The sequence below is a fragment of the Streptomyces sp. NPDC006458 genome (assembly GCF_040612135.1).
Classification (GTDB): domain Bacteria; phylum Actinomycetota; class Actinomycetes; order Streptomycetales; family Streptomycetaceae; genus Streptomyces.
This window is the reverse complement of record NZ_JBEXPR010000020.1, coordinates 102019-128317: the sequence shown is the minus strand read 5'-3', so window position 1 is coordinate 128317 and position 26299 is coordinate 102019. Positions and strand designations below refer to the sequence as shown.

Sequence of the window (26299 nt, the reverse complement as noted above, 5' to 3'; positions counted from 1 at the left end):
CCGTGAACTGCGGGTGTCCTGCCTCTTTCCTACGAGATGCGCACCGGGTTGACCACGTCCGCCACCAGGACCAGCAGGGTGAAGCAGACGAAGACTCCGGCGACCACGTAGGCGACCGGCATCAGCTTCGCCACGTCGAAGGGGCCGGGGTCGGGGCGGCGCAGGGCCTTGGCGATGGTGCGGCGCAGCGACTCCCAGAGGGCGCCGGCGATGTGGCCGCCGTCCAGGGGGAGCAACGGGAGCATGTTGAACAGGAACAGGGAGAGGTTGAACCCGGCCAGCAGGAAGACGAACATCGCGAGCTGCTGGGAGGCCGGGATGTCGAGGGTGGCGATCTCGCCGCCGACGCGGGCCGCGCCGACGATGCCCATCGGGGAGTCCGGCTCGCGCGGGCCGTCGCCGAAGGCGGCGTCCCACAGGGCGGGGATCTTGGAGGGCAGGGCGACCAGGGAGTCCGCCGCGTCGCCGACGCGGTCGCCCATCCAGGTCACGGAGTCGCCGAAGCCCAGGGTGACGACGCCCTCGGCGGCGCTGAAGCCGAGGAAGCCCGCCTTGATGTACTCGCCCTGGACGTAGGTCCCGGCGGAGTCCTTCTTGGCGACCAGGTTGGTGGCGATCTTCGCGTGCAGAGTGACCTCGCGGCCGTCGCGGTCGACGACGATCGCCACGTCCTTGCCCGCGCTCTCGCGGATGCGGTCGGAGAGGGTGTTCCAGTCGTCGGTCCTGGTGCCGTCGAAGGCGACGATCTTGTCGCCGGCCTTCATGCCCGCGGCCGAGGCCGGGGAGGCGGGGTCGGCCTTCTGGCACTCGTCGCGCTTCTCGCTCTGCGCGATGACGCAGGGGGAGACCGAGCTGACGGTGGTGGTCTGCTGGGTGATGCCGAAGCCCATCAGAACGGTGAGGAACAGTCCGAAGGCCAGGATCAGGTTCATGAAGGGGCCCGCGAACATCACGATGACCCGCTTCCACGGCTTGCGCGTGTAGAAGAGGCGGGTCTCGTCACCCGGCTTGAGCTCCTCGAAGGCGGCCGAGCGCGCGTCCTCGATCATGCCGCGCCACGGGGACGTGGAGCGGGCCTCCAGCCTGCCGTCGGGGCCGGGCGGGAACATGCCGATCATGCGGATGTAGCCGCCGAACGGGATCGCCTTGACGCCGTACTCGGTCTCGCCCTTGTTTCTCGACCAGATGGTCGGGCCGAAGCCGACCATGTACTGCGGCACGCGGATGCCGAACATCTTGGCCGTGGACAGGTGGCCCAGCTCGTGCCACGCGATCGAGAAGAGCAGGCCGACCGCGAAGACCACTATGCCGAGGATGAACATCAGGGTCGTCATGCACGGGCCTCCGCCGTCTGTGCCGTCAGTTCCCGGGCGCGTGCGCGGGCCCAGGTCTCCGCTTCGAGGACGTCCGACACGGTCAGTGAAGTTCCCGTCCTCGGGGTGCCGTGCTCCTCGACGACCCGGGTGACGGTCTCCATGATCCCGTTGAAGGGCAGCGCACCGGCCCGGAAGGCCTCCACGCACTCCTCGTTGGCGGCATTGAACACCGCCGGGGCGGTGCCCGCGAGCTCGCCCACGTGCCGGGCGAGGTTCACCGACGGGAAGGCCTCGTTGTCGAGCGGGAAGAACTCCCACGTCGAGGCCGTGCTCCAGTCGAACGCGGGCGCGGCGTCGGGCACGCGCTCGGGCCAGCCCAGGCCGATGGCGATGGGGCCACGCATGTCGGGGGGCGTGGCCTGCGCCAGGGTCGATCCGTCCGTGAACTCCACCATCGAGTGAACATACGACTGGGGGTGGACGACGACCTCAATGCGGTCGAAGGGAATGTCGTAGAGCAGGTGCGCCTCGATGACCTCCAGGCCCTTGTTGACCAGGGTCGACGAGTTGATCGTGATCACCGGTCCCATGGCCCAGGTGGGGTGGGCGAGGGCGTCCTCGACGGTGACGTGCGCGAGCTGTTCCTTCGTACGGCCGCGGAAGGGGCCGCCGGAGGCGGTGACGACGAGTTTGCGGACGTCGGCGCGGGTGCCTGCGGCGAGGGCCTGGAAGAGGGCGGCGTGCTCGGAGTCGACCGGGATGATCTGGCCGGGCTTGGCGCGCTCCTTGACCAGCGGGCCGCCGACGATGAGCGACTCCTTGTTGGCGAGCGCGAGGGTGCGGCCCGCCTCCAGGGCGGCGAGGGTCGGGGCGAGGCCGATGGAGCCGGTGATGCCGTTCAGGACGGTGTGGCAGTCGGACGCGGCGACGTGGGTGGCCGCGTCCGGGCCCGTCAGGATCTCGGGGAGCGGCTCGCCCGCGCCGTACTCGGCGGCCAGTGCCTCGCGCAGGTCCGGCACGACGTCCTCGCGGGCCACCGCCACGGTGTTCACCCGCAGGCGGCGGGCCTGCTCGGCGAGCAGGGCGACCCGGCCGCCGTTGGCGGACAGGGCGGTCACCCGGAAGCGGTCGGGGTTGCGCAGGACCAGGTCGATGGCCTGCGTGCCGATCGAGCCGGTGGACCCGAGGACGACCACGTCCTTGGGGCCGTCTCCCGCGACGGGGTCGAAGACGAGGTGCGGGTCGGCGAGGGGGGCTGGGCTGTCGCTCATGCCCCCCATTCTTGCCGTACTCGGGCGCCGGATGTGCTCATGGGGTGGGGGCTCAGCGGATCGAGCGATGGACGTTCTCCCGGGTCGCGGGGCCGGGGGTGGCGTCGGCGATCCACGGGCCGTCGCCGGACGGGTCGACGATGCCCTGTTCCAGCCACTCGTAGCTGCCGTCGAGGACGGCTCTGACGACCTTGCGGTCGTTGTCGTCGGTGTTGGTCCACAGCCGCTCGAAGAGTTCGTCCACACGGATGCGGGCCTGGCGGCAGAAGGCGTCGGCGAGCCGGTAGGCCTCGGGGCCGTGGTCGTCGCGGCTGCGCAGGAGTTCGGCGCGGACGCAGGCGGCGCTCATGGCGAAGAGTTCGGCGCCGATGTCGACGATCCGGCCGAGGAAGCCCTGCTTGGTCTCCATGCGGCCCTGCCACCGGGACATGCCGTAGAAGGTGGAACGGGCGAGTTTCCGGGCGTGGCGCTCGACGTAGCGCAGGTGGCCGGAGAGGTCGGTCTCGTGGCGGAAGTCGCCGTAGGAGACGGGCAGCTGGCCGGGGCCCGCGACCAGTCTGGGCAGCCATTTGGCGTAGAAGAGGCCGGCGTTCGCGCCCGCTCTGGCCTTGTCGGAGAGGGATTTGTCGGGGTCGATGAGGTCGCCGGCGACGCTGAGGTGGGCGTCGACGGCCTCGCGTGCGATGAGCAGGTGCATGATCTCGGTGGAGCCTTCGAAGATGCGGTTGATCCGCAGGTCGCGCAGTATCTGCTCGGCGGGGACGGCGCGCTCGCCGCGTGCCCGGAGGGACTCGGCGGTCTCGAAGCCGCGGCCGCCGCGGATTTGGACCAGTTCGTCGGCCATGAGACAGGCCATCTCGGAGCCGTAGAGCTTGGCGAGGGCGGCCTCGATGCGGATGTCGTTGCGGTCCTCGTCGGCCATCTGCGAGGACAGGTCCAGGACGGCTTCCAGGGCGAAGGTGGTGGCCGCGATGAAACTGATCTTGGCGCCGACCGCCTCGTGCTGGGCGACGGGCCTGCCCCACTGCTCGCGGACCGCGGACCACTCGCGGGCGATCTTCAGGGCCCACTTGCCGGCGCCCACGCACATCGCGGGCAGGGACAGCCGTCCGGTGTTGAGGGTGGTCAGGGCGATCTTCAGGCCCGAGCCCTCGGGGCCGATGCGGTTGCCCGCGGGTACGCGGACCTGGTGGAAGCGGGTGACGCCGTTCTCGATGCCGCGCAGGCCCATGAAGGCGTTGCGGTTCTCGACGGTGATGCCCTCGGAGGCGGCCTCCACGACGAACGCGGTGATACCGCCCTTGTGGCCCTCGGACTTCGGGACCCGGGCCATGACGACGAGGAGGTCGGCGATGACGCCGTTGGTGGTCCACAGCTTGACGCCGTCGAGGACGTAGCTGTCGTCGCCGTCGGGTACGGCGGTGGTGGCAAGGCGTGCGGGGTCGGAGCCGACGTCGGGCTCGGTGAGCAGGAACGCGGAGATGTCGGTGCGGGCGCAGCGCGGCAGGAAGGCGTCCTTCTGTTCCTGGGTGCCGAACATCTTCAGCGGCTGGGGCACGCCGATGGACTGATGGGCGCTGAGCAGGGCGCCGACGGCCGGGCTGACGGAGCCGACGAGGGCGAGGGCCTTGTTGTAGTAGACCTGGGTGAGGCCGAGGCCGCCGTACTTCGGGTCGATCTTCATGCCGAGCGCGCCGAGCTCCTTGAGCCCGTTGATCACCGCGTCGGGGATGCGGGCGTCGCGCTCGATGACCGCCGGGTCGATGTCCGTCTCGCAGAAGTCGCGCAGTTTGGCGAGGAACTCCTCGCCGCGCTGGACGTCGTCGTGGGCGGGCAGGGGGTGGGGGTGGATGAGGTCGAGGCGGAAGCGCCCGAGGAACAGTTCCTTGGCGAAGCTCGGCTTGCGCCAGTCCTGTTCCCGGGCCGCCTCCGCCACCTGGCGGGCCTCACGTTCGGTGACGGTGCGTGGGGGCGTTGTTGCGGTCATGAGGCTCACCTCGCCGCGAGGAGGGATCTTGGAAACCGTGCGTTACCGATCGGTGCTACCGGAACGTATGTACCTGAAACGGGACGCCCCCACCAGCCCTCGCGCAGCCGCCGCCCCGATGTCGACGCTATACGCTGCGGCGCCCGGGGGCGCCGACCTGTGGCGACCCCGCCGCCCCACCCCCGCGACGCCGGGGCGGTCGGCTTGGGCCGGACGGGTGCGGGTGGACGGGGCCGGGGTGGCGAGGCGCTCCCGAGCGGAGGACGCCTGGGCGGGGGTGTCTGCGCGGGGGTGTCTGGGCGGGCCGTTTGGGCGAGGGCCGCCTCCAGGGCAACCACGCCTCGCGGACACCGCCTCGGGCCCGCCTCCAGGACAACGACGCCTCGCGGACACCACCTCGCCCGGGGCCGTCTCCCGGACGACCACGCCTCGCGGACACCACCTCGGTGAAGGCCGTGCCGGCGGGGACCGTCCCGGCGGGGACCGTCCCGAGGGAGGCCGTCCCGGCGGGGGCCATCCTGATGGTGGCCAACCCGGCGGGGGCCGATTCGGCAGCGGCCGTCCCAACGCCCCGCAGGGGTCGACTCGCCGGGCGGAGGCCGACACGGCGAGAGCCAGTCCGGCGGAGGGCGATCCGGCCTCGGCCAGCCCGCCAGGGGCCGTCCGCCGTCCAGGCGTCGGTGCGGCTGACGTCCGTCGCGATCCCCGCACAGGAGATGGGCAGGCATGCCGTGCAGCGGCTGGTGGCCAAGCTGGAGGGGCGCATCGACGACGAAGTCATACTGATCGCGCCCGAGTTGACGATCCGGGCCAGTTCGGGACCGGCGCCCTTCGCGTCCTGACGCACTGTCACTTCCCCCGGAAGCGCTGCCCCTTCTCGTCATCGATGCCCATGCCCGGGCACCCCCATGTCTGCACCCCTCCGGAGGAAGCCGCGGGAAGGGGCCCGGCAGCGGAAGTGCACCGGTGCCGGGCCTCTTCGCCACGCGACACGGCGACGGCCGGAGCCCCCGCACAGTTCGGGCTCCGGCCGTGGTCTGCCGTGAGGTGTGACCTCAGAGAGCGAGGCCGGTCAGTACGTCCGACCTCACAGGGCGAGGCCGGTCAGCACCAGGACGCGCTCGTACGTGTAGTCGTCCATCGCGTACCGGACGCCCTCGCGGCCGACGCCGGACTGCTTGACGCCGCCGTACGGCATCTGGTCGGCGCGGTAGGAGGGCACGTCGCCGACGATCACACCGCCGACCTCCAGGGCGCGGTGGGCGCGGAAGGCCGTCTGGAGGTCGTGGGTGAACACGCCCGCCTGGAGGCCGAACTTGGAGTCGTTGACCGCGGCGAACGCCTCGGCCTCGCCGTCCACCCTGTGCAGGCTCAGGACCGGGCCGAAGACCTCCTCGCCGGCGAGGGTGACGCCCTCGGGCAGCTCGGCGAGCACGGTCGGGGCGTAGGTGGCGCCCTCGCGGGTGCCGCCGGTGAGCAGCTTGGCACCGGCCTGGACGGCCTCGTTCACCCAGGACTCCACGCGCCGGGCGGCGTCCTCGCTGACCAGCGGGCCCACGTCGGTGGAGTCCGCGGCCGGGTCGCCGGTGACCTGCGCCTCGACGGCCGCGACGACCTTCTCGGCCAGACGGTCGTAGACGGAGGCGTCGGCGATCACGCGCTGTACGGAGATGCAGGACTGGCCGGCCTGGTAGTTGGAGAAGGTGGCGATCCGGGTCGCCGCCCAGTCGAGGTCCGCCTCGGAGGACCAGTCGCCGAGGACGACGGCCGCGGCGTTGCCGCCCAGCTCCAGCGTGCAGTGCTTGTGCGGCACGGACTGCTGGATGGCGTAGCCGACCTTGTCCGAGCCGGTGAAGGAGATGACCGGCAGGCGCTCGTCCTGGACCAGGGCGGGCATCGCCTCGTTGAGCACCGGCAGCACGGACCAGGATCCGGCCGGCAGGTCCGTCTCGGCGAGCAGCTCACCGAGGATCAGGCCGGACAGCGGGGTGGCCGGGGCGGGCTTGAGGATGATCGGCGCGCCCACGGCGATGGCCGGGGCGATCTTGTGGGCGCACAGGTTCAGCGGGAAGTTGAACGGCGCGATGCCGAGAACCACGCCCTTGGGGAAACGGCGGGTCAGGCCCAGGCGGCCGACGCCGCCCGCGTCGGTGTCCAGGCGCTGGACCTCGCCGCCGTTGAAGCGGCGGGCCTCCTCGGCCGCGAAGCGGAAGACGGAGACGGCACGGCCGACCTCGCCGCGGGCCCACTTGATCGGCTTGCCGTTCTCGGCGGAGATCAGCTGGGCGATCTCCTCGGTGCGCTCGGCCAGCCGCCTGGAGACGTGGTCGAGGGCGGCGGCGCGTACGTGGGCCGGGGTGGCGGCGAACTCGTCGACCACCGCGTGCGCGGCGGCGACGGCCTCTTCGACCTGGGCCTCGGTCGGCACGCTGACCTGGGCGACGACACGGCCGTCGAAGGGGTTCGTCACGTCGAAGGTGTCCGTGCCGGTGGCCTGACGGCCGGCGAGCCAGAAGGCATGGGTGGCGGTCATTCGAGTCCCGGCCCTTCCGCGTAGAGGTCTGGTGGGGGTTACCTGGACCACCGTAGGTGCGGGGCGCGGGCGGCGGGGTTGTCCGATTCGTAGCAGTGGGCGTCCGGGGTGCGCCGCTTTGGACTTCTACTCGGGGGCCGTGGCCTTCAGGGCCAGCCACAGCTCCATCCGTACGTCCGGATCGTCCAGGGAGCGGCCGAGGATCTCCTCGACGCGCCGCATCCGGTAGCGCAGGGTGTGGCGGTGCACGCCGAGGTCGGCGGCGGCCGCGTCCCACTGTCCGTGCCGGGACAGCCAGGCCCGCAGGGAGGCGACGAGGTCGCCGCGGCCGGTGGCGTCGTGCTCGTACAGCGGCCGCAGCAGCCCGTCGGCGAACGCCTTCACGGCGTCGTCGGCCAGCAGCGGCAGCACGGACCCGGCGGCGAGCTGCTCGTGCTCGACGAGGACGCGGCCGCGTCTGCGCGCCACCGACAGGGCCTGCTCGGCCTGCTTGTAGGCGGCGGCCGCGGCGATCGGCCCGACGGGCGCGGACAGCCCGACGACCAGCTCGTCGTCCTCGCCGGGCACGATCTCGCGCACGGCGGCTCCCGCGCGGCCCGGCTGCTCGCGCGCGGCCTCGCGGGCGGCGGCGTACTGCGCGCACGCGGCCACCGCCGCGCCGCCGTCGGCGGCCAGCACCACCAGCCGCTCCCCCTCCGGCACCACCAGCACGGGCTCGCCGGAGCGGGCCGTCGCGGACTCCACCAGCTCGGCGAGCGCGCCGAGGGCCTCGGCGCGCTCGGCCGTGGCCGCCACACACTCGGCGAGGACGACCCGGAACGGGGCGTCCAGCAGCTCCCCGTACAGATCCCCCGCGACCGCGCGGGCGTGGTCGGGCTCCCCGGCGAGCAGCATGCGCAGCACGGCCGCGCCGATGCGCTGCTCGGCGGCCTGCAGCGAGCGGGAGCGTTCGGTGGTGAGGGTGAGCAGGGCGATGGCCGAGTGCAGGGCGTAGCGCTCGGCCGTGCCGAGGGCGGCGGCGGTGCCGACGGCGAGGGCCGCGCGGGGGCGGCGGCCGGTGCCGATGGTGTGCAGTTCGACGCGGTCCTCGTGCTCGGGCCCGCCGACCACGGAGCTGGCGGGCGCGGGCCGCTCGCGCAGCCGTTCCACGTCGGCGGTGAGCCGGCCGGCGCGGCGGCCCGCCCACTCCGGCGCGGCGGCGACGACGGCACCGGAGGCGTCGTAGAGCGCGGCCCAGCCGTCGACCTGGGCGGCGAGGACGGCGAGCAGCCCTTCGGGGCCGGCCCCGAGCGCCTGCCGGGTCAGTTCGCGCTGGGCGGCGAAGCCCGCGGTGACCGCCCGGTACTGGTCGGCGGCGATGGCCGCGGAGACGGCCTTGGTGATGGCGAGGAACGGGGTGCGCCGGGGCACCTCCAGGAGCGGCAGCCCTTCCCGCGCGCAGGCGTCGACCAGGGCCTCGGGGATCTCGTCGTAGTTGACGCCGACCGCGAAGCCGAGTCCGACGACTCCCGCGCCGGCCAGCCGCCGCACGTAGCGGCGCATGGTCTCGGGGTCCTCGGCGTCCAGCTTCAGCGCGGTGACCAGCAGCAGTTCGCCGCCCTCCATGTAGGGCACGGGGTCGGCGAGTTCGCTGACGTGCGCCCAGCGCACGGGCACGTCCAGACGGTCCTCGCCCGCCCGCACGGTCAGCTTGAGCGCGGAGTGGTGGACGAGCGAGGCGAGCGTGGGGAGCATGGGGCCTTCAGACGGGGAGCGGCGGGACCGGACAGACGGGAAGCGGCGGGACAGGATCGGGGGAAGCCTGCCGAGGCGGATCGGCAGGCCGGGGAGAGCGGCCTGATCATTTGGCCGCCACGTATGAACGGCCTGGGTCGATTCTGCCTCACCGTACGGTCGGGCCCCAGCCGTACACCCTCAGTTCCGGAGCTCCACCAGCAGCGGCGGCGCGTGCTCCCCCTTCACCGTCGTGAGCGACAGCACGGCGTGCCCGGGGGGCACCCCGTGGGCCAGCTCCGACGCCGACCAGCGCTCCCGTTCGACCTGGCGGACGGTGACGGCGCGGGCGGTGGGCGCCTTGCCGGTGATCACCCGGCGCAGCATGTGCACGGCCTTGCCGGCCGGGGTCTCGGCGATGATCTGGCGGTCGGTGACGTCCCGGGCCTCGGTCCATTCCTTGCCCCAGACCTCGGCGAAGTCCTGCCCGTCCCACGGGGTGAGCCCGGACAGGGCCATCCGGCAGCCGGTGGCGCCGAGCAGGGGGCCGCGCAGCGGACGCGGGACATCGTCGAGGGTGCGCAGGGTCAGCACGACTCCGGCGTTGGACGACCGCAGCCGCTGGATGCCGCGCACGGCCTCGGGGGTGACGACCCCGGTGGCGTCGTCCAGCACCAGGCACGCGAACAGCGACCGGTCCTCGCGTACGGTCACGCTCGCCGTGAACTGGGCCAGCACCAGCCGGGCCAGCATGCGCGAGGCGTCGGCGTGGCCACGCTCGGGCAGATCGACCCGGACCCGGACCGGGTGGTCGAGGGCCTTGAGGGAGAAGGGCCGGGACAGGCCCGAGGTGTCGAAGAAGCCCGCGAAGGCGGGGCGGTCGAGCAGCGCGATCCGGTCGGCGAGGGCGCCGCCCGGGTCGCCCGGCTGCCCGAGCTGCCGTTCGCGCGCGTCGAGCTCCCGCAGCAGCGATTCCTGCCCCGACTCCCGCAGGGCCTGGCGCAGCTCGGCGATCGGACCGAGATCCCCGTCGAGCAGGCGGCGCAGCTCGGGGACTCCGGGGAAGCGGCCGTGCACGGCCCGGAAGGGGCCGAGCAGCCGGGCGAGCACGGTGGTCGCGCGGCGGACGTCGTCGAGGTCCCCGACCAGGGCCTCGGCCAGTATGGCGGCCGCCTCGTCCGGGTCGGTGGTGCCGCCGTAGAGGTCGAGGTCGTAGACGGAGTCGGCGTTCCCGACGCGGACGACCACGTCGAACGCGTCGGCCGGGCCGAGCCCCGCGCCCGCGGCGCCGACCACGACGACGGCCGCGCGTCCGGCCAGCGCGTGCAGGCACAGCGACTCGGTGAGCGGCCGGACCAGGCTGCCGGTCTTGCCGGACCCGGCCGGGCCGACGGCGACGAGCGAGGTGCCGAGCAGGTCGGGGCCGAGTCCGAGGCCGGCGCCCCGGTAGGAGTAGGGGTTGCGCGGGTCGTCGGCGGTCGTGCCGAGGCGTACCTGGCCGGTGACCAGGTCGTGGCGGGCGTGCCGGGCCGGCAGGTCGCGCTCGCCGGAGGGGTGCGGACAGGCGGCGGAGCCGTCCTGGAGGACCGCTGCGGTGAACGTGGAAAGGGGGAAGCGGCCGGTGCGTACGCCCTGCCAGGCGCGGGCGATCCGGGCGTGGTCGACGTCCCGCATGAGCCCGCCGCGTGCCTCCGCCGCGAGCCGCTCGGCGGCGTCGACGGCCCCGGCGGCGCGCAGCTGCGGCCAGGCGGCGGGGTCGTCCTCGGGGGCGGGGGCGGGCCGGTCCGGCTCACCGCGGCGCAGCCGCGGGGCGACGAAGCGGCGCCAGACGTCGCCCCAGCGGCCGAGCCGGCCCACACCGACCATGATCGCCAGGGCGACGAGGAGGGTGTAGCCGTTGTAGAGCAGGGCGTTGCCGATCCGGCTGTCGCTGCCGAGCCAGGAGTCGGGGACGAGCAGTTCCAGCGGCAGGATCCACCAGCCGCCGAGGTAGCCGTTCTGCAGCAGGGACCACAGCAGCCAGCCGACCAGGAAGGCGATCAGCGCGCCGCCGAGGAGCTGGCGGGCGGGCACCTCCTCGGGTTCCTCCGCGGCGCGCGGCCGGTGCCCGAAGCGCCATACGCCGGGCGCCGCCTCGGGGCGCGGCGCCCGCAGCCACGACAGGAAGGCGGAGCCGTCCCGCCGGGGCGGGGCCGCGGGCATCGGCGGTGCCGCGGGCATGTCCGGGGGACCCGCCGGACGCGGCACCGGGCCCGCCTGTGTGCCCCGTGCGTCCTGGGTCCCGTCGCCGTCCATCGCCCTTGCCCCCTGACCAGCCGTGCGGTCCGTCGTCAGCGGTCAATCTAACGCTCTCCCACGGGGAGTTCACCGGTACGCGGCGGGGACGCGCCAGTCGGCCTTCCCGCGTGCGGGCGCGCGGCTATGTCCACGGCGGACAACCGCGACACGCGAAGACGCCCACATGGAGCATGCCCACCCCTCACCACCGGGCCTAGCCTGCGACAAAAGAAGGAAAGCGTCCGTAAGACGTCCGTAAGACCCACAGGAGCCCTCATGACCGCACTTCCGCAGGAGCGCCGCGTCGTCACCGCCATCCCCGGCCCGAAGTCGCAGGAGCTTCAGGCCCGCCGTGTCGCGACGGTCGCGCAGGGTGTGGGCTCGGTGCTGCCCGTGTTCACGGCGCGCGCCGGCGGCGGCATCATCGAGGACGTCGACGGCAACCGCCTGATCGACTTCGGTTCCGGCATCGCCGTGACCTCCGTGGGCGCCTCGGCCGAGGCCGTCGTACGCCGTGCGAGCGCCCAGCTCGCCGACTTCACCCACACCTGTTTCATGGTCACCCCCTACGAGGGCTATGTGGAGGTCGCCGAGGCCCTCGCCGAGCTCACCCCGGGTGACCACGTCAAGAAGTCCGCGCTGTTCAACTCCGGTGCCGAGGCCGTCGAGAACGCCGTCAAGATCGCCCGCGCGTACACCAAGCGCCAGGCCGTCGTCGTCTTCGATCACGGCTACCACGGCCGTACGAACCTGACGATGGCGCTGACGGCGAAGAACATGCCGTACAAGAACGGCTTCGGCCCGTTCGCGCCCGAGGTCTACCGCGTCCCGTTGGCCTACGGCTACCGCTGGCCGACCGGTGCCGAGAACGCCGGCCCCGAGGCCGCCGCCCAGGCCATCGACCAGATGACCAAGCAGGTCGGCGCGGAGAACATCGCCGCGATCATCATCGAGCCGGTGCTCGGTGAGGGCGGCTTCATCGAGCCGGCCAAGGGCTTCCTGCCGGCGATCGTGAAGTACGCCAACGACAACGGCATCGTCTTCGTCGCCGACGAGATCCAGTCCGGCTTCTGCCGCACCGGCCAGTGGTTCGCCTGCGAGGACGAGGGCATCGTCCCCGACCTGATCACCACCGCCAAGGGCATCGCCGGCGGTCTGCCGCTGGCCGCGGTGACCGGCCGCGCCGAGATCATGGACGCCGCGCACGCCGGGGGCCTGGGCGGCACCTACGGCGGCAACCCGGTGGCCTGCGCCGGTGCGCTCGGCTCCATCGAGACGATGAAGGAGCTGGACCTCAACGCCAAGGCGAAGAACATCGAGGCCGTGATGAAGGCGCGCCTCGGCGCGATGGCCGAGAAGTTCGACATCATCGGCGACATCCGCGGCCGTGGCGCCATGATCGCCATCGAGCTGGTCAAGGACCGCTCGACCAAGGAGCCGAACCCGGAGGCGACCGCCGCGCTCGCCAAGGCCTGCCACGCCGAGGGCCTGCTGGTCCTGACCTGTGGCACCTACGGCAACGTGCTGCGCTTCCTGCCGCCGCTGGTCATCGGCGACGACCTGCTGAACGAGGGTCTCGACCTCATCGAGCAGGCGTTCGCGCGCATCTGAGCAGGTGGTCCGCACCTCTGAAGGGGCGCCTGCGGCAGACGTGTGAAGAAGGTGTGCGGGGTAGATGGCAGGACGCCATTCCTGCTGTGCCGGCCCCGCCCCCTGACGTAGGTTCTTCCCAGATGAGAGATACACCTCGCTCGTGGGGCACCACGGGCGATCCCAGGCCGGGGCCTCCCCAGCTTCGACCTGGTCGTGCCCTCGCGCACACAGACGGGGCCTCTGGCTCCGGATCTCCTCACCGATCGGACGGTCGCCCGCCCCAGACCCCCCGGGGCGCGCGGCGTTCCGATCCGTTCGGCCGCCCCGGAACCACCCCCCCTGTTCCGGGGTGGCCGACCTTTTTCCTTCTTCTCCTGCTCCCGGCTGTCGCCTTCGGGCTGATCACCTGGCAGGTGGTGGCTGACGGCCCACTGGTGGGGCTGGACGAACGGCTCAGCCGGGCGCTGGTGCAGCCCGACCGGTTCTCCGAGACACTCTCCGACCTCGGCAGCGCGCACATCGCGGTTCCCGTGCTCGCCGTGGCGGCGGTGTACTCGGGCCGGCTGTCGCGGCTCGCCGGTGCGGACCGCTGGTGGTGGCCCGCCGCCTGGGCCACGCTGCTGATGGTGCTGGTGCCCGCGCTGGTCGTCCCGGTCAAGGAGCTGACCGACCGGCCGGGCACCCCGGCCATCGCACCGACCGTGCCGCCGGGCACCGGCTACTTCCCGTCCGGCCACACGGCGACGGCGGCCGTCGCCTACGGCGCGGCCGCCCTGCTCCTCCTTCCCTGGGCCTCCTCCCCGCTCCTGCGACGCGTGATCGTGGCGGTGTACGCCGCGCTCGTCCTCGGCGTGTCCTACGGGCTCGTCCGCCGCGGCTACCACTGGCCACTGGACGTCGTGGCCAGTTGGTGCCTGTCGGCGGTGCTGCTGACCGCCTACGTCGCCATGGTCAGCCGAAGTAGCCGTCGAACGTCCGCTGGAACTCCCAGTTCGAGTAGCGGTCCCAGTTGACCGACCAGGTCATCAGGCCGCGCAGCGCGGGCCAGGTGCCGTGGGTGGTGTACGAGCCGCAGTTGGTCTTCTTCGTCAGGCAGTCCAGGGTCTTCCCGACCTCGGCGGGGGCCACATGGCCGTTGCCCGCGTTCGTCGACGCCGGCATGCCGATCGCGACCTGGTCCGGGCGCAGCGGCGGGAAGACGTTGTCCGCGTCGCCCGCCACGGGGAGACGCGGCTTTCGCGCCCCGCTTTCGGGTGACGGTGGTCAACGGTCAGCTGTCGAAGCCCAGCCCCAGCCTGTCCATCGCCCGCAGCCACAGATTGCGCCGCCCGCCGTGCGCGTCCGCGCGGGCGAGCGACCACTTGGTCAGGGCGATGCCGGTCCAGGCGAACGGCTCCGGCGGGAAAGGCAGCGGCTTGCGCCGGACCATCTGGAGCTCGGTGCGCTCGGTGCGCTCCCCCGCCAGCAGGTCCAGCATCACCTCGGCGCCGAACCGGGTCGCGCCGACGCCGAGACCCGTGTAGCCCGCCGCGTAGGCCACCTTGCCCCGGTGGGCGGTGCCGAAGAACGCCGAGAAGCGGGAACAGGTGTCGATGGCACCGCCCCAGGCGTGCGTGAACCGCGCCCCCTCCAGCTGCGGGAAGCAGGTGAAGAAGTGCTCGGCGAGCTTGGCGTAGGTCTCCGGCCGGTCGTCGTACTCGGCCCGCACCCGCCCGCCGTACGGATAGACCGCGTCGTAACCGCCCCACAGGATGCGGTTGTCGGCGCTGAGCCGGAAGTAGTGGAACTGGTTGGCGCTGTCCCCGAGCCCCTGCCGGTTCCGCCAGCCGATGGAGTCCAGCCGCGCCTGGTCGAGCGGCTCGGTCATCAGGGCGTAGTCGTAGACCGGCACGGTGAACGAGCGCACCCGTTTCACCAGGTTGGGGAAGATGTTGGTGCCCAGCGCCACCTTGCGGGCGCGCACCTGGCCGTACGGGGTGCGCACCGCCATCCCGGCGCCGTACGGCTTCAGCGTCAGCGCGGGCGTGTGCTCGTAGACCCGGACGCCGAGTTCGACGCAGGCCCGCTTCAGGCCCCACACCAGCTTGGCCGGGTTGAGCATGGCCACCCCGCGCCGGTCGTACAGGCCGGCCTGGAAGGTCGGCGAGTCGACCTGCTCGCGCACCGCGTCGGCGTCGAGGAACTCCACGCCCTCGGCGAGCCCCTCGCGCCGCATCTCCTCGTACCAGTCGCGCAGTTCCCACGCCTGGTACGTCTCGGTCGCCACGTCGATCTCGCCGGTGCGCTCGAACTCGCAGTCCAGGCCGTAGCGGGCGACCGCCGTCTCGATCTCGTCGAGATTGCGGGCGCCCAGCTCCTGGAGCCGGTGGATCTCGTCCGGCCAGCGGGCGAGCCCGTTGGGCAGGCCGTGCGTGAGGGAGGCGGCGCAGAAGCCGCCGTTGCGGCCCGAGGCGGCCCAGCCCACCTCGCGGCCTTCCAGCAGTACGACGTCCGCCTGCGGGTCGCGCTCCTTGGCCAGGAGCGCGGTCCACAGCCCGCTGTAACCGCCGCCCACGACCAGCAGGTCGCAGGTCTCGGCGCCGGTCAGCGCGGGCTCGGGGCGGGGCCTGCCGGGGTCGTCCAGCCAGTACGGGACCGGCTGGGCGTCGATGAGTGCCTTTGTCCAGTGACTGCCACGGCTCATGGCGCTCGGGGCCATGATTTCAACTCCCTACAAGGGCTTTACGCCTTTTGCTTGTTACGGCGATTACTGATGACCATGGAGGCCAGGACGAGCAGTACGGCGATGACGAACATGGCCGTACCGATGACATTGATCTGGACGGGCGTACCGCGCTGGGCCGAGCCCCAGACGAACATGGGGAAGGTGACGGTCGAACCCGCGTTGAAATTGGTGATGATGAAATCGTCGAAGGAGAGCGCGAAGGCGAGCAGCGCGCCCGCGGCGATTCCGGGTGCCGCGATGGGCAGGGTGACCCTGACGAAGGTCTGGAACGGGCCGGCGTAGAGGTCCTGCGCGGCCTGCTCCAGCTTCGGGTCCATCGACATGACGCGGGCCTTGACGGCCGTCACGACGAAGCTGAGGCAGAACATGATGTGGGCGATCAGGATCGTCCAGAAGCCCAGCTGGACGCCCATGTTGAGGAACAGGGTGAGCAGCGACGCGGCCATGACGACCTCGGGCATCGCCATCGGCATGAAGATCAGCGAGTTGACCGCTCCGCGAGCCCGGAAGCGGTAGCGGACCAGCGCGAAGGCGATCATCGTGCCGAGGGCGGTGGCGCCCAGCGTCGACCAGAAGGCGATCTGGAGGCTGAGGGTGAGCGAGTCGCACATCCCCGCCACACCGCACGGGTCGGTCCAGGCCTCGGTGGAGAACTGCTGCCACTGGTAGTTGAAGCGGCCCTTCGGGTCGTTGAAGGAGAACACCGTCACGACGATGTTGGGCAGCAGCAGATAACCGAGCGTGATCAGGCCCGCGATGACGACGAAGTGGCGCCTGAGCCAGTTGACGAAGGCCATTTAAACCAGATCCTCCGTGCCGGACTTACGGATGTAGAGCGACACCATGATGAGGATCGCGAACATCAGGATGAAGGAGAGCGCGGCCGCCGTCGGATAGTCCAGGATGCGCAGGAACTGCGTCTGGATCACATTGCCGATCATGCGGGTGTCCGTGGAGCCGAGCAGATCGGCGTTGACGTAGTCGCCGGCGGCCGGGATGAAGGTCAGCAGCGTGCCCGAGACGACACCCGGCATCGACAGCGGGAAGGTGACCCTGCGGAAGGTGGTGGCCGGCCGCGCGTACAGGTCGCCCGCCGCCTCGTGCAGACGGGGGTCGATGCGCTCCAGCGAGGTGTACAGCGGCAGGATCATGAACGGCAGGAAGTTGTAGGTCAGACCGCACACCACCGCGAGCGGGGTGGCCAGCACCCGGTCGCCCGCGGTCAGGCCGAGCCAGCTGGTGACGTCCAGGACGTGCAGCGAGTTGAGTGCGCCGACGACCGGACCGCTGTCCGCGAGGATCGTCTTCCAGGCCAGGGTGCGGATCAGGAAGCTGGTGAAGAACGGCGCGATCACCAGGATCATGATCAGGTTCCGCCAGCGGCCCGCGCGGAAGGCGATCAGATACGCCAGCGGGTAGCCCAGCAGCAGACACAGGACCGTCGCCGAGCCCGCGTACAGCACCGAGCGCAGGAACTGCGGGTAGTAGTCGGTCAGCGCGTCCCAGTAGGTGGCGAGGTGCCAGGTGACCTCATAGCCCTCCTCCAGGGAGCCGGTCTGCACGGAGGTCGACGCCTGGTAGACCATCGGCAGCGCGAAGAACACCACCAGCCAGGCGAGTCCGGGCAGCAGCAGGAGGTAGGGCGTCCAGCGGCCCCGCTTGCGCGGGGGCTTCTTCTGCTCGGGGGCGGGCGCCAGGGGCGGCGCCTCGGTGACCGTCGCCATCAGACCGCCTCTTCCTGGACGCCCGCGTCGATGCTCTGCGCCGCGTCCAGTCCGAAGGTGTGCGCCGGGTTCCAGTGCAGGACGACGTCCGCGCCGGGCACCAGCCGGGTGTCGCGGTCGACGTTCTGGACGTAGACCGAGAGCTCGGGGCAGACCGGGCTGTCGATGACGAACTGCGTGGATACGCCGATGAACGACGCGTCGGCGATCTTGCCGGTGATGCGGTTGCGGCCGTCGGGGATCTCGCCCGCGTCGTCGGCGTGCGCGAGGGAGATCTTCTCCGGGCGCACCCCGACCAGTACTTTGCCGCCCGTCGCGGTGGGCGCCGTACCGCGCCCGGCGGGCAGGACGAGCTTGCCGCCGCCGGCCCTGAGGACGATCTCGTCGCCGCTGCGGGAGTCGACCTCGGCCTCGATGAGGTTGGAGGTGCCGAGGAAGTTCGCCACGAAGGTGGTCCTCGGGTTCTCGTACAGGTCGGCGGGGGCGCCGAGCTGCTCGACCCGGCCCGCGTTCATCACGGCGACCGTGTCGGCCATCGTCATGGCCTCCTCCTGGTCGTGCGTGACGTGCACGAAGGTGATGCCGACCTCGGTCTGGATGCGCTTGAGCTCCAGCTGCATCTGGCGGCGCAGCTTGAGGTCGAGGGCGCCGAGCGGCTCGTCGAGGAGCAGCACCTTGGGGTGGTTGATCAGTGCGCGGGCGACCGCGACGCGCTGCTGCTGGCCGCCGGAGAGCTGGTGCGGCTTCTTGCGCGCCTGCTCGCCGAGCTGGACCAGCTCCAGCATCTCCCCGACCTGCTTCTTCACGCTCTTGATGCCGCGCCGGCGCAGGCCGAAGGCGACGTTCTCGAAGATGTCGAGGTGCGGGAAGAGGGCGTAGGACTGGAAGACCGTGTTGACCGGCCGCTTGTACGGCGGCAGGCGCGTGACGTCCTGGTCGCCGAGGAAGACCGTGCCGGTGGTCGGCTCCTCCAGGCCCGCGATCATGCGCAGGGTGGTGGTCTTGCCGCAGCCGGAGGCACCGAGCAGGGCGAAGAACGAGCCCTGCGGGACGGTCAGGTCGAGCGGCTGTACGGCGGTGAAGCCGTTGGCGTACGTCTTGCTGATGCCGGTGAGGCGGACGTCACCGGTGTTGTCGTTCTTGGTGGTCACGTCGATCACGCCCCCGTCAGCTTCGCGAACTTAAGTTCGAATTCGGTCTCTTCCTTCGAGCTCAGCGAGCGGAAGGCGCGGGACTTCTTCGCCATGGCCTTGTCGGGGATGATCAGCGGGTTGTTCGCCGCGTCCTCGTCGATCTTCGCCAGTTCTTCCTTCACGCCGTCGACCGGACAGACGTAGTTGATGTACGCGGCCAGCTCGGCGGCCGCCTTCGGCTCGTAGTAGTAGTCGATGAGCCGCTCGGCGTTCGCCTTGTGCCGGGCCTTGTTGGGTATCAGCATGTTGTCGGTCGACGTGATGTATCCGCTGTCCGGGATGAGGAAGTCGATGTCCGGGCTGTCCGCCTTGAGCTGGACGACGTCCCCGGCCCAGGCGACACAGGCGGCGAAGTCACCGCTGGTCAGGTCCGAGGTGTAGTCGTTGCCGGTGAAGCGGCGGATCTGGCCCTTGTCGACGGCCTTCTGAAGGCGGGCGATGGCCGCGTCGTAGTCGTCGGCGGTGAAGCCGCCCGGGTCCTTGCCCATGTCGAGCAGCGTCATGCCGATGCTGTCCCGCATCTCCGACAGGAAACCGACCCGGCCCTTGAGCTTGGGGTTGTCCAGCAGGTCGGAGACCGACTTCACCTCGACGCCGTCCAGCGCCTTCTTGTTGTACGCGATGACCGTGGAGATGCCCTGCCACACATAGGAGTAGGCGCGGCCCGGGTCCCAGTCCGGCGAGCGGAACTGGGGGGAGAGGTTGGCGTAGGCGTGCGGCAGGTTCGACGGGTCCAGCTTCTGCGCCCAGCCGAGGCGGATCAGCCGGGCTGCGAGCCAGTCGGTGAGCACGATGATGTCGCGCCCGGTGTCCTGACCGGCGGCGAGCTGCGGCTTGATCTTGCCGAAGAACTCGACGTTGTCGTTGATGTCCTCGGTGTACTTGACCTTGATACCGGTCCGCTCGGTGAACCGGTCGAGCGTGGGGTGGTGCTTCTCGCTCTCGTCCACGTCCATGTACTCGGTCCAGTTGGAGAAGTTGACGGTCTTCTCCTTCGCCGAGCGGTCGTCGGCGGACTCACCGCCCTGTGTCCTGCCGGCGGCGGGGATGCCGCAGCCGCTCAGGGCCGCCGCACCGCCGATCGCGAGCGCGCCACCCGCGGAGGCGCGCAGCAGGGACCGGCGGGTGAGGGAGGCCCTGCCGTTGCGGAAGCTGCGCCGCATGGCGGCCACCTGGGCCGCGGAGAGGCGGTCGGGCTCGTACTGCTCCATGCGCTTGGTGCCCTTTCGGGAGGTCTGTCGGCCGTCGGTCAGGCGGCCTGCTACGGCTGTCGGTCCCCGAAGATCGTGCGGTGCCAGTCCTTCCTCGCCACCGCCGTATTGTCGAACATCACATGTTTGATCTGCGTATATTCCTCGAACGAGTACGCCGACATGTCCTTGCCGAAGCCGGACTGCTGATAGCCGCCGTGCGGCATCTCGCTGATGATCGGGATGTGGTCGTTGACCCACACACAGCCCGCCTTGATCTCCCTGGTGGCACGGTTCGCGCGGTACACGTCCCGGCTCCAGGCGGAGGCGGCCAGCCCGTACGGGGTGTCGTTGGCCAGCGCGATGCCCTCGTCGTCGGTGTCGAAGGGCAGCACGACCAGGACGGGCCCGAAGATCTCGGACTGGACGATCTCGCTGTCCTGGGCCGCGTCGGCGACGAGCGTCGGCCGGTAGTAGGCGCCCTTGGCCAGTTCGTCACCGGGTGCCTCGCCGCCCGTCACCACGTGCGCGTACCCGCGCGCCCGGTCGACGATGGCGGCCACGCGGTCGCGCTGCGCGTGGGAGACCAGCGGGCCGAGGTCGGTGCGCGCCGCGAAGGGGTCGCCCAGGCGGACGGTCTCCATCAGGGCGGCGGTCCGCTCGACGAATGCCTCGTACAGCGGCCGCTGCACATACGCGCGCGTGGCGGCGGTGCAGTCCTGGCCGGTGTTGATCAGGGAGCCCGCGACCGCGCCGTTGACGGCGGCGTCCAGGTCGGCGTCGTCGAACACGAGGAAGGGCGCCTTGCCGCCGAGCTCCAGGTGGAGACGCTTGACGTTGGCCGTGGCGATCTCGGCGACGCGCTTGCCGACCGCGGTGGAGCCGGTGAAGGAGGTCATGGCCACGTCCGGGTGGCCGACCAGGTGCTCACCGGCCTCCTTGCCGAGGCCCGTGACGACGTTGACCACGCCGTCGGGAAGGCCCGCCTCGGTGCAGGCCTCGGCGAACAGCAGCGAGGTGAGGGGGGTCAGCTCGGCGGGCTTCAGCACGATCGTGTTGCCCGCGGCGATGGCCGGGAGGATCTTCCAGGCGGCCATCTGCAGCGGGTAGTTCCAGGGCGCGATGGAGCCGACCACTCCGATGGGCTCGCGGCGCACGTACGAGGTGTGGTCGCCGGAGTACTCGCCCGCCGACTGACCCTGGAGATGCCGGGCGGCGCCCGCGAAGAAGGCCGTGTTGTCGATCGTGCCGGGCACGTCGAACTCGCGGGTCAGCTTCAGCGGCTTGCCGCACTGGAGTGACTCGGCGCGGGCGAACTCCTCGGCGCGCTCGGCGAGCACCGCGGCCAGCCGGTGCAGCGCGTCGGAGCGCTCGCCCGGGGTGGCCCCGGACCAGCCGGGGAATGCCTCCCGGGCGGCGGCCACGGCCGCGTCGACGTCGTCTGCACCGGCCAGCTCGTAGGTGAGGACCTCCTCGCCGGTGGCCGGGTCGATCACCGCGTGGGTGCGGCCCGAGGTGCCCTGGGTGAAGCGGCCCGCGATGTACTGCGCCCCGGCCGCGAAGCGGTCCTGAACGGGGAATCGTTCCGGGGTGGCGTTGCCCGGGTTGTGCATGTCGCTCTCCTCCGCCTTCGCCCCGCTGTCCACGGGGGCGGGTGGCGTAGCTCCAGCTCGATTTGAGTGCCGATCCTGACAGAGCACATGCACTCCAACAAGTGATTCCGTTGTTGCCTTTTGGTTACGCAACGGAATCTGTCGACCAGGTGTCGAGTTGACGCGAATAACCCAGGACGAACTGTCAGTGGTGCGTGCCAGACTCCCGTGCATGGCAAAGATCGATTCTCGGGATGCCCTGATCGGGGCGGTCCGCGCGGGGGTGGCGATCAAGTATCTGCACTTCTGGGGGCACAGACCCGCACCTGACGGCCGGATCGGCGCCGGCTGTCTGAGTCAGTGGTGGCCGTCGCCGTTCTCGGTGGACGGCGTGGAGTACGCGACGGCCGAGCACTGGATGATGGCCGCCAAGGCGCGGCTGTTCGACGACTCCGAGGCCGAGCGGCAGGCCCTCGCCGCCGAGCACCCCTCGCAGGCGAAGAAGGCCGGGCGGCTGGTGCGGGGCTTCGACGAGCGCGTATGGCAGCGCGAGCGGTTCGGGATCGTGGTCGAGGGCAGCGTCCACAAGTTCACCGCGCACCCCGGGCTGCGGGAGTTCCTGCTCGGCACCGGGCAGCGGGTGCTGGTGGAGGCCAGTCCGGTGGACCGGGTGTGGGGCATCGGCCTGGCCGCCACCGACCAGGGGGCCTGGGACCCGGAGCGCTGGCAGGGACCGAACCTGCTGGGCTTCGCGCTGATGGAGGCGCGGGAGCGACTCCGGGACGGGGCCTGACCGGGGCCGACGGCGCGGGAGCGACTGCTGGACGTGGCCTGACCTTGGGCCGACGGCGCGCGAGCGGGGCTTCAGGACGGGACGGGGCCTGACCGGGGCCGACGGGGTTACGGAAGTCCACGCCCAGGGCGACGACCCGGCCCGGCCGGAGTCACGGGCCTGCCAGGGTCACGGGCCCGGCGGGGTCACGGGCCCGCCGGGGTCACGGGCCCGCGAGCACCAGTACGCCGAAGCCCACGCCCAGGGCGATGCCGACCACGCCGCAGATGATGCCGGCCAGGGCCTGGCCCGGGTTGGTGGCCTCGCCGCGGCCGGCCTTGCCGCGGCCGACGGCGCCGAAGATCACGGCCAGGATGCCCACGACGATCGCCAGCGGCCACACACAGAAGACGACGTCCGCGATGATGCCGAGCACGAGCCCGGCCGTGCCCATGCCGTTGCTGGGCACCGGCGGCAGGCCCGGCCACCCGTAGTAGCCGGCGCTCGAGGAGGCCGGCTGTACAGGGCCCGGGTAGCCGTAGCCGGAGGTGCCGCCCGGGTAGCCGTAGCCCGACGTACCGCCCGGGTAGCCGTACCCCGGCTGAGGCCCGTCGGGTGAGACGGGCGGCGGCGGGACGGGCTCACCGGCGCCGGGAGCGGCGAACGGGTTGGCGGGCGGCGCGAAGGGACCGGAGGCGGCCGGGGGCGGGTAGGACGCCGCGGGCGGCGCGAAGGGGTTCGCGGCACCCGGCGTACCCGGGGCGGACGTCTGCGCGGCGGGCGGCGGGTAGCCGCCGGGGGCCTGGGCCGACGGGTCGGTCCAGGGCGCCGGCTGCGGGCTGCCGCCCAGGCTCGGCAGGGAGGTGATGGTCTGCTGGTCGTGCATGGACGGGTTCACGATGGGCAGCGCACCGGACGCGATGGTGTGCCCCGCCCCGGCCGAGCCGTCGTCGGCGGGCGGCGCCCAGAGATCACGCTCGGGTCCGGCGGAAGGGGCCGGCCCGGCGGTCTCGCCCTTGCCCAGAGGAACCGGCCCGGCCGCGTCCCGGGGCGCCGACCACGAGCCGTCGCCCGGGGGCGGCGTCGCGCCGTTCGCGGCACCGTGCCGCGGAACGGCCGGCGGCTGCGTGTCGTCTGACATGCGCCAGATCCCCTCTGTCGGCAGTGCCGTCATGCTACGGCCCCCGTTCCCAGGCCGTGCCCCCGGCCTACGATGATCCCGAGTCACCGATCAGCCGATCACCAGCGTCCCGCGCCCACCGGCCGGGGACGCCGTTCCCGGGAGGAACCCTTGACCGACCGCGTCAACCCGACCGCCGCACCCGGCGCCCGCGAGCTGCACGCCTTCATCGCCGGACTGCCCAAGGCCGAACTGCACGTCCACCACGTCGGCTCCGCCTCCCCCCGGATCGTCTCCGAGCTGGCCGCCCGCCACCCCGACTCCAAGGTGCCCACCGACCCCGAGGCGCTCGCGGACTACTTCAGCTTCACGGACTTCGCCCACTTCATCGAGGTGTATCTGTCCGTGGTCGACCTCATCCGCACCCCGGAGGACGTCCGGCTGCTGACCTACGAGGTGGCCCGCGAGCTGGCCCGCCAGAAGGTGCGCTACGCCGAGCTGACCATCACGCCGTACTCCTCCACCCGGCGCGGCATCGACGCGCGGGCCTTCATGGACGCGATCGAGGACGCCCGCAAGGCCGCCGAGACCGAGTTCGGGACCGTGCTGCGCTGGTGCTTCGACATCCCCGGCGAGGCCGGCCTCGCGTCCGCCGAGGAGACCGTGCGCCTCGCCACCGACGACCGGCTGCGCCCCGAGGGCCTGGTCTCCTTCGGACTCGGCGGACCCGAGATCGGCGTACCGCGGCCTCAGTTCAAGCCTTACTTCGACCAGGCCATCGCCGCCGGGCTGCACTCCGTGCCGCACGCCGGTGAGACCACCGGCCCGGAGACCGTGTGGGACGCGCTGACCTACCTCGGCGCCGAGCGCATCGGGCACGGCACCAGCTCTGCCCAGGACGAGAAGCTGCTGCGCCACCTCGCCGAGAACCGGATCGCGCTGGAGGTGTGCCCCACCTCCAACATCGCCACGCGCGCGGTCACCACGCTGGACGAGCACCCCATCAAGGAGTTCGTGCGGGCCGGGGTGCTGGTGACGGTCAACTCCGACGACCCGCCGATGTTCGGCATCGACCTCAACAGCGAGTACGCGGTCGCCGCCCGTCTGCTCGGGCTGGACGAGCGCGGCCTCGGCGAGCTCGCGAAGAACGCCGTGGAGGCGTCCTTCCTCGACGAGGCTGGCAAGCAGCGGATCGTCGACGAGATCGACACGTACACCTCGGCATGGCTCGCGCCCTGACGGCAGATCACAATGAGCCCATGCAGAACGTGACCGCCGTGGCCCACCGCGGTGCCCCCTACCTCTTCCGCGAGAACACACTCGACTCCCTGCGTTCCGCGCTCGAACTGGGCGCGGACGCGGTGGAGATCGACGTACGGCTCACCCGGGACGGCGTGCCCGTGCTGTTGCACGACGAGACGCTGAAGCGGCTGTGGGAGGTGGACCGGCCGCTTCGCGCGCTGTCGGCGGAGGAGTTGCGGGGCCTGACCGAGGGCGCGGTGCCGACGCTCGCCGAGGCGCTCGCCGCGACCGACGGGCACCGGGTGATGGTCGACCTGCCGGGCCTGCGCGACGTCCGCACCGCGTCCAGGGTGCTGGACGCGGTGCGTGCGAGCGGGGCGCGGGACCGGGTGTACTACTGCGCCGACGCGCACGCGATGCTCGCGGTGCGCGACGCCGACGGGTCCGCCGAGATCGCGCTGACCTGGACGACCCTGGCGCCGCCACGCGCCGGGCTGCTGGCGGCGGTGCGGCCGCGGTGGCTCAACTACCGCTGGGGCCTGGTCACCCCCGACCTCGCCGAGCGTGTGCACCGCGACGGGCTGCTGCTGTCCGTGTGGACGCCGGACACGCGCCGCAGCATGCGCCGTCTCATCGGCATGGGCGTCGACTCGATCACGACCAACCGAGTGGACGTACTGAGTGCGCTGAAGGACTCCCCCGTAGGGGTCCGACCCCGACAACTACCCTTGGGACGTGGGTGAGTTGCTGGGGGTTTCCCGAGGGTGGTCGCCCTCCTCGACGACGATCCGCGACGACACGCACGGTCGCAGGATGATCACACATCGTCCGCACCGGATCCTCCGAGGAGCCCGCCCATGCGTCCACGCAGCCGTACCACCCTCGTCGCCGCCTCCCTCGCGCTCGCCCTCGCGGCCGGCCCGCTGGCCGCTCCCGTGTTCGCCGCGTCCGGCGGGCGGCCCTCCCCCGCGGTCTGCGCCGACACCGCTACCCCTGACTCGCAGGCCCTATCCGCCGCGCTGACCGGCATCCCGGCCGACGACGTGACCGCGGCCCTGGTCCGGGTGGGCGGCAAGGGCAGCTGGCACGGCGCGGCCGGGGTCCGGGACCTGCGCACCGGGGCGCCGGTGCTCGAACGGGGCCGGTTCCGGGCGGGCTCGGTGACCAAGCTGGTGACCGTGTCGGTCGTGCTGCAACTGGTCGCCGAGGGCCGCCTCGACCTCGACGGGACCGTGCAGGAGTATCTGCCGGGCCTGCTCACCGACGACTTCGAGCCCGTCACCGTACGGCAGTTGCTGACGTACACCAGCGGTCTCCAGCCCGGGGCGAGCTTCGGCGACTCGACCGAGGAGATGTTCCCGCACCGCTTCGAGACACTGACGCCGCACGAGGTGGTCGCGGCCGCGGTCGCCAAGGGCCCGGCGTACACGCCCGGTTCGCGGCAGACGTACGGCAACATCCACTACACCGTGCTCGGCCTGCTGATCGAGAAGATCACCGGCGACCGTTACGCGCACCAGGCGCAGAAGCGGGTCTTCGACCCGCTGGGCATGCGGGGTTCGTCGTTCCCGGCGGGCCCGGACCCGCGGGTGCGCGGTCCGCACAACCGGGGCTACGAGTGGATCGACGGCGAGTTGGTCGACGTCACCGAGTGGAACATGTCCGACCGGTGGGCGGCAGGCGATCTGATCTCCACGACCGCCGACCTGGAGCGGCTGCTGAAGGGCGTCCTGGGCGGCCGGGCCGTTCCGCCCGCACTGGTGAAGGAGGTGCTGACCACGCCGTTCGAGGGGGCGCGGTACGGCATGGCGCTGGAGCGGTTCACCATCGACGGCCAGGAGATCTGGGGCAAGTCGGGCTCGCGCCCGGGGTACGCCACGGGTGTGGCCGCGACCCCGGACCTGTGCCGGACCGTGGTCTTCTCGGTCAACTCCACCGACGCGCGGTCCCAGGGCCTGGCCCTGGCGCAGCGCTTCGCCTTCCCGGCGTTCACGCGGTGACGGGCCGGGTGTTCAGGGTGACCCGCAGGGCGTTCGCGGGGTGACCCGCAG

The 26299-nt window shown here is 71.8% G+C and carries 18 protein-coding genes and 3 pseudogenes; 7 read left to right on the top strand and 14 right to left on the bottom strand.

The features are described from left to right. Positions 1–29 precede the first annotated feature (29 nt). The 3 genes from ABZZ79_RS26205 to ABZZ79_RS26195 are packed head-to-tail and all read right to left on the bottom strand — an operon-like array spanning position 30 to position 4574. The gene (locus tag ABZZ79_RS26205; protein WP_356692676.1) at positions 30–1322 is read right to left on the bottom strand and encodes a site-2 protease family protein; all 1293 of its coding nucleotides are present in this window, start codon (positions 1320–1322) and stop codon (positions 30–32) included. Between the two features lie 8 nt (positions 1323–1330). Further along, the gene (gene dxr, locus ABZZ79_RS26200; RefSeq protein WP_356692596.1) at positions 1331–2587 is read right to left on the bottom strand and encodes a 1-deoxy-D-xylulose-5-phosphate reductoisomerase; all 1257 of its coding nucleotides are present in this window, start codon (positions 2585–2587) and stop codon (positions 1331–1333) included. Between the two features lie 52 nt (positions 2588–2639). After that, entirely contained in the window at positions 2640–4574 is a 1935-nt protein-coding gene (locus ABZZ79_RS26195) for an acyl-CoA dehydrogenase family protein (protein ID WP_356692594.1), read from the bottom strand. Positions 4575–5239: 665 nt separating this feature from the next. On the opposite strand from ABZZ79_RS26195, the pseudogene ABZZ79_RS26190 reads away from it, so the two are divergent. Beyond that, positions 5240–5416 (top strand): annotated as a pseudogene (locus tag ABZZ79_RS26190) (substrate-binding domain-containing protein); the annotation flags it as partial. A 245-nt stretch (positions 5417–5661) separates the two neighbouring features. Here the strand turns inward: ABZZ79_RS26190 and ABZZ79_RS26185 are convergent. From ABZZ79_RS26185 to ABZZ79_RS26175, 3 genes are all read right to left on the bottom strand, one after another. Continuing rightward, positions 5662–7107 carry an aldehyde dehydrogenase family protein gene (locus tag ABZZ79_RS26185; RefSeq protein WP_356692592.1) on the bottom strand — a complete coding sequence of 482 codons (1446 nt, stop codon included), beginning with the start codon at positions 7105–7107 and terminating at the stop codon, positions 5662–5664. A gap of 126 nt (positions 7108–7233) precedes the next feature. Beyond that, positions 7234–8841 carry a PucR family transcriptional regulator gene (locus ABZZ79_RS26180; RefSeq protein WP_356692590.1) on the bottom strand — a complete coding sequence of 536 codons (1608 nt, stop codon included), beginning with the start codon at positions 8839–8841 and terminating at the stop codon, positions 7234–7236. Positions 8842–9021: 180 nt separating this feature from the next. Further along, positions 9022–11115, bottom strand: a complete 2094-nt coding sequence (locus tag ABZZ79_RS26175; protein WP_356692588.1) for an ATP-binding protein — start codon at positions 11113–11115, stop codon at positions 9022–9024. A 258-nt stretch (positions 11116–11373) separates the two neighbouring features. Between ABZZ79_RS26175 and gabT the strand changes: the two genes are divergently transcribed. Together gabT and ABZZ79_RS26165 are read left to right on the top strand one after the other, a co-directional pair. Beyond that, positions 11374–12708, top strand: a complete 1335-nt coding sequence (gabT, locus tag ABZZ79_RS26170; RefSeq protein WP_356692586.1) for a 4-aminobutyrate--2-oxoglutarate transaminase — start codon at positions 11374–11376, stop codon at positions 12706–12708. A 398-nt stretch (positions 12709–13106) separates the two neighbouring features. Next, on the top strand, positions 13107–13703 hold the full coding sequence (locus ABZZ79_RS26165; RefSeq protein ID WP_356692584.1) for a phosphatase PAP2 family protein: 597 nt from the start codon (positions 13107–13109) through the stop codon (positions 13701–13703). On the opposite strand, the pseudogene ABZZ79_RS26160 reads toward ABZZ79_RS26165, so the two are convergent. The 7 genes and pseudogenes from ABZZ79_RS26160 to ABZZ79_RS26130 all read right to left on the bottom strand — a co-directional run. Continuing rightward, a pseudogene (locus tag ABZZ79_RS26160) lies at positions 13642–13914 on the bottom strand (chitinase); the annotation flags it as partial. The gene ABZZ79_RS26165 and the pseudogene ABZZ79_RS26160 overlap by 62 nt on opposite strands. A 46-nt stretch (positions 13915–13960) precedes the next feature. Next, complete coding sequence (locus ABZZ79_RS26155; RefSeq protein ID WP_356692582.1) at positions 13961–15388, bottom strand: FAD-dependent oxidoreductase; 1428 nt, start codon at positions 15386–15388, stop codon at positions 13961–13963. 23 nt (positions 15389–15411) lie between these two features. Beyond that, positions 15412–16212 carry an ABC transporter permease gene (locus ABZZ79_RS26150; protein ID WP_356692580.1) on the bottom strand — a complete coding sequence of 267 codons (801 nt, stop codon included), beginning with the start codon at positions 16210–16212 and terminating at the stop codon, positions 15412–15414. Continuing rightward, a complete protein-coding gene (locus ABZZ79_RS26145; protein WP_356692577.1) occupies positions 16213–17139 on the bottom strand; it encodes an ABC transporter permease in 927 nt (308 codons plus the stop codon). After that, a complete protein-coding gene (locus ABZZ79_RS26140) occupies positions 17139–18299 on the bottom strand; it encodes an ABC transporter ATP-binding protein (RefSeq protein WP_356692575.1) in 1161 nt (386 codons plus the stop codon). The genes ABZZ79_RS26145 and ABZZ79_RS26140 overlap by 1 nt, the downstream gene beginning before the upstream one ends. Then, on the bottom strand, positions 18296–19543 hold the full coding sequence (locus tag ABZZ79_RS26135) for a spermidine/putrescine ABC transporter substrate-binding protein (protein ID WP_356692573.1): 1248 nt from the start codon (positions 19541–19543) through the stop codon (positions 18296–18298). The genes ABZZ79_RS26140 and ABZZ79_RS26135 overlap by 4 nt, the downstream gene beginning before the upstream one ends. Positions 19544–19593: 50 nt before the next feature. Beyond that, positions 19594–21135, bottom strand: coding sequence for a gamma-aminobutyraldehyde dehydrogenase (locus ABZZ79_RS26130; RefSeq protein WP_356692571.1), 1542 nt, complete (start codon positions 21133–21135; stop codon positions 19594–19596). 211 nt (positions 21136–21346) lie between these two features. Here ABZZ79_RS26130 and ABZZ79_RS26125 point away from each other — a divergent pair, with 211 nt between their 5' ends. Continuing rightward, complete coding sequence (locus tag ABZZ79_RS26125) at positions 21347–21907, top strand: NADAR family protein (protein WP_356692569.1); 561 nt, start codon at positions 21347–21349, stop codon at positions 21905–21907. 202 nt (positions 21908–22109) lie between these two features. On the opposite strand, the gene ABZZ79_RS26120 is transcribed toward ABZZ79_RS26125, so the two are convergent. Next, positions 22110–23027, bottom strand: a complete 918-nt coding sequence (locus tag ABZZ79_RS26120) for a hypothetical protein (protein WP_356692567.1) — start codon at positions 23025–23027, stop codon at positions 22110–22112. A 56-nt stretch (positions 23028–23083) separates the two neighbouring features. Here ABZZ79_RS26120 and ABZZ79_RS26115 point away from each other — a divergent pair. The 3 genes and pseudogenes from ABZZ79_RS26115 to ABZZ79_RS26105 all read left to right on the top strand — a co-directional run bounded on the left by ABZZ79_RS26115 (position 23084) and on the right by ABZZ79_RS26105 (position 26248). After that, positions 23084–24245, top strand: a pseudogene (locus ABZZ79_RS26115) (adenosine deaminase). Between the two features lie 20 nt (positions 24246–24265). Beyond that, on the top strand, positions 24266–24991 hold the full coding sequence (locus tag ABZZ79_RS26110) for a glycerophosphodiester phosphodiesterase (RefSeq protein WP_356692565.1): 726 nt from the start codon (positions 24266–24268) through the stop codon (positions 24989–24991). A gap of 114 nt (positions 24992–25105) precedes the next feature. Further along, complete coding sequence (locus ABZZ79_RS26105; protein WP_356692563.1) at positions 25106–26248, top strand: serine hydrolase domain-containing protein; 1143 nt, start codon at positions 25106–25108, stop codon at positions 26246–26248. The last annotated feature ends 51 nt before the right edge of the window (positions 26249–26299 follow it).

What these genes read in the sequence shown, in the direction of transcription:
- ABZZ79_RS26205 (WP_356692676.1), bottom strand. Translation starts at nt 1,322, where the DNA reads ATGTTCATCCTCGGCATAGTGGTCTTCGCGGTCGGCCTGCTCTTCTCG.
- dxr (WP_356692596.1), bottom strand. Translation starts at nt 2,587, where the DNA reads ATGAGCGACAGCCCAGCCCCCCTCGCCGACCCGCACCTCGTCTTCGAC.
- ABZZ79_RS26195 (WP_356692594.1), bottom strand. Translation starts at nt 4,574, where the DNA reads ATGACCGCAACAACGCCCCCACGCACCGTCACCGAACGTGAGGCCCGC.
- ABZZ79_RS26185 (WP_356692592.1), bottom strand. Translation starts at nt 7,107, where the DNA reads ATGACCGCCACCCATGCCTTCTGGCTCGCCGGCCGTCAGGCCACCGGC.
- ABZZ79_RS26180 (WP_356692590.1), bottom strand. Translation starts at nt 8,841, where the DNA reads ATGCTCCCCACGCTCGCCTCGCTCGTCCACCACTCCGCGCTCAAGCTG.
- ABZZ79_RS26175 (WP_356692588.1), bottom strand. Translation starts at nt 11,115, where the DNA reads ATGGACGGCGACGGGACCCAGGACGCACGGGGCACACAGGCGGGCCCG.
- gabT (WP_356692586.1), top strand. Translation starts at nt 11,374, where the DNA reads ATGACCGCACTTCCGCAGGAGCGCCGCGTCGTCACCGCCATCCCCGGC.
- ABZZ79_RS26155 (WP_356692582.1), bottom strand. Translation starts at nt 15,388, where the DNA reads ATGGCCCCGAGCGCCATGAGCCGTGGCAGTCACTGGACAAAGGCACTC.
- ABZZ79_RS26150 (WP_356692580.1), bottom strand. Translation starts at nt 16,212, where the DNA reads ATGGCCTTCGTCAACTGGCTCAGGCGCCACTTCGTCGTCATCGCGGGC.
- ABZZ79_RS26145 (WP_356692577.1), bottom strand. Translation starts at nt 17,139, where the DNA reads ATGGCGACGGTCACCGAGGCGCCGCCCCTGGCGCCCGCCCCCGAGCAG.
- ABZZ79_RS26135 (WP_356692573.1), bottom strand. Translation starts at nt 19,543, where the DNA reads ATGGAGCAGTACGAGCCCGACCGCCTCTCCGCGGCCCAGGTGGCCGCC.
- ABZZ79_RS26130 (WP_356692571.1), bottom strand. Translation starts at nt 21,135, where the DNA reads ATGCACAACCCGGGCAACGCCACCCCGGAACGATTCCCCGTTCAGGAC.
- ABZZ79_RS26125 (WP_356692569.1), top strand. Translation starts at nt 21,347, where the DNA reads ATGGCAAAGATCGATTCTCGGGATGCCCTGATCGGGGCGGTCCGCGCG.
- ABZZ79_RS26120 (WP_356692567.1), bottom strand. Translation starts at nt 23,027, where the DNA reads ATGTCAGACGACACGCAGCCGCCGGCCGTTCCGCGGCACGGTGCCGCG.
- ABZZ79_RS26110 (WP_356692565.1), top strand. Translation starts at nt 24,266, where the DNA reads ATGCAGAACGTGACCGCCGTGGCCCACCGCGGTGCCCCCTACCTCTTC.
- ABZZ79_RS26105 (WP_356692563.1), top strand. Translation starts at nt 25,106, where the DNA reads ATGCGTCCACGCAGCCGTACCACCCTCGTCGCCGCCTCCCTCGCGCTC.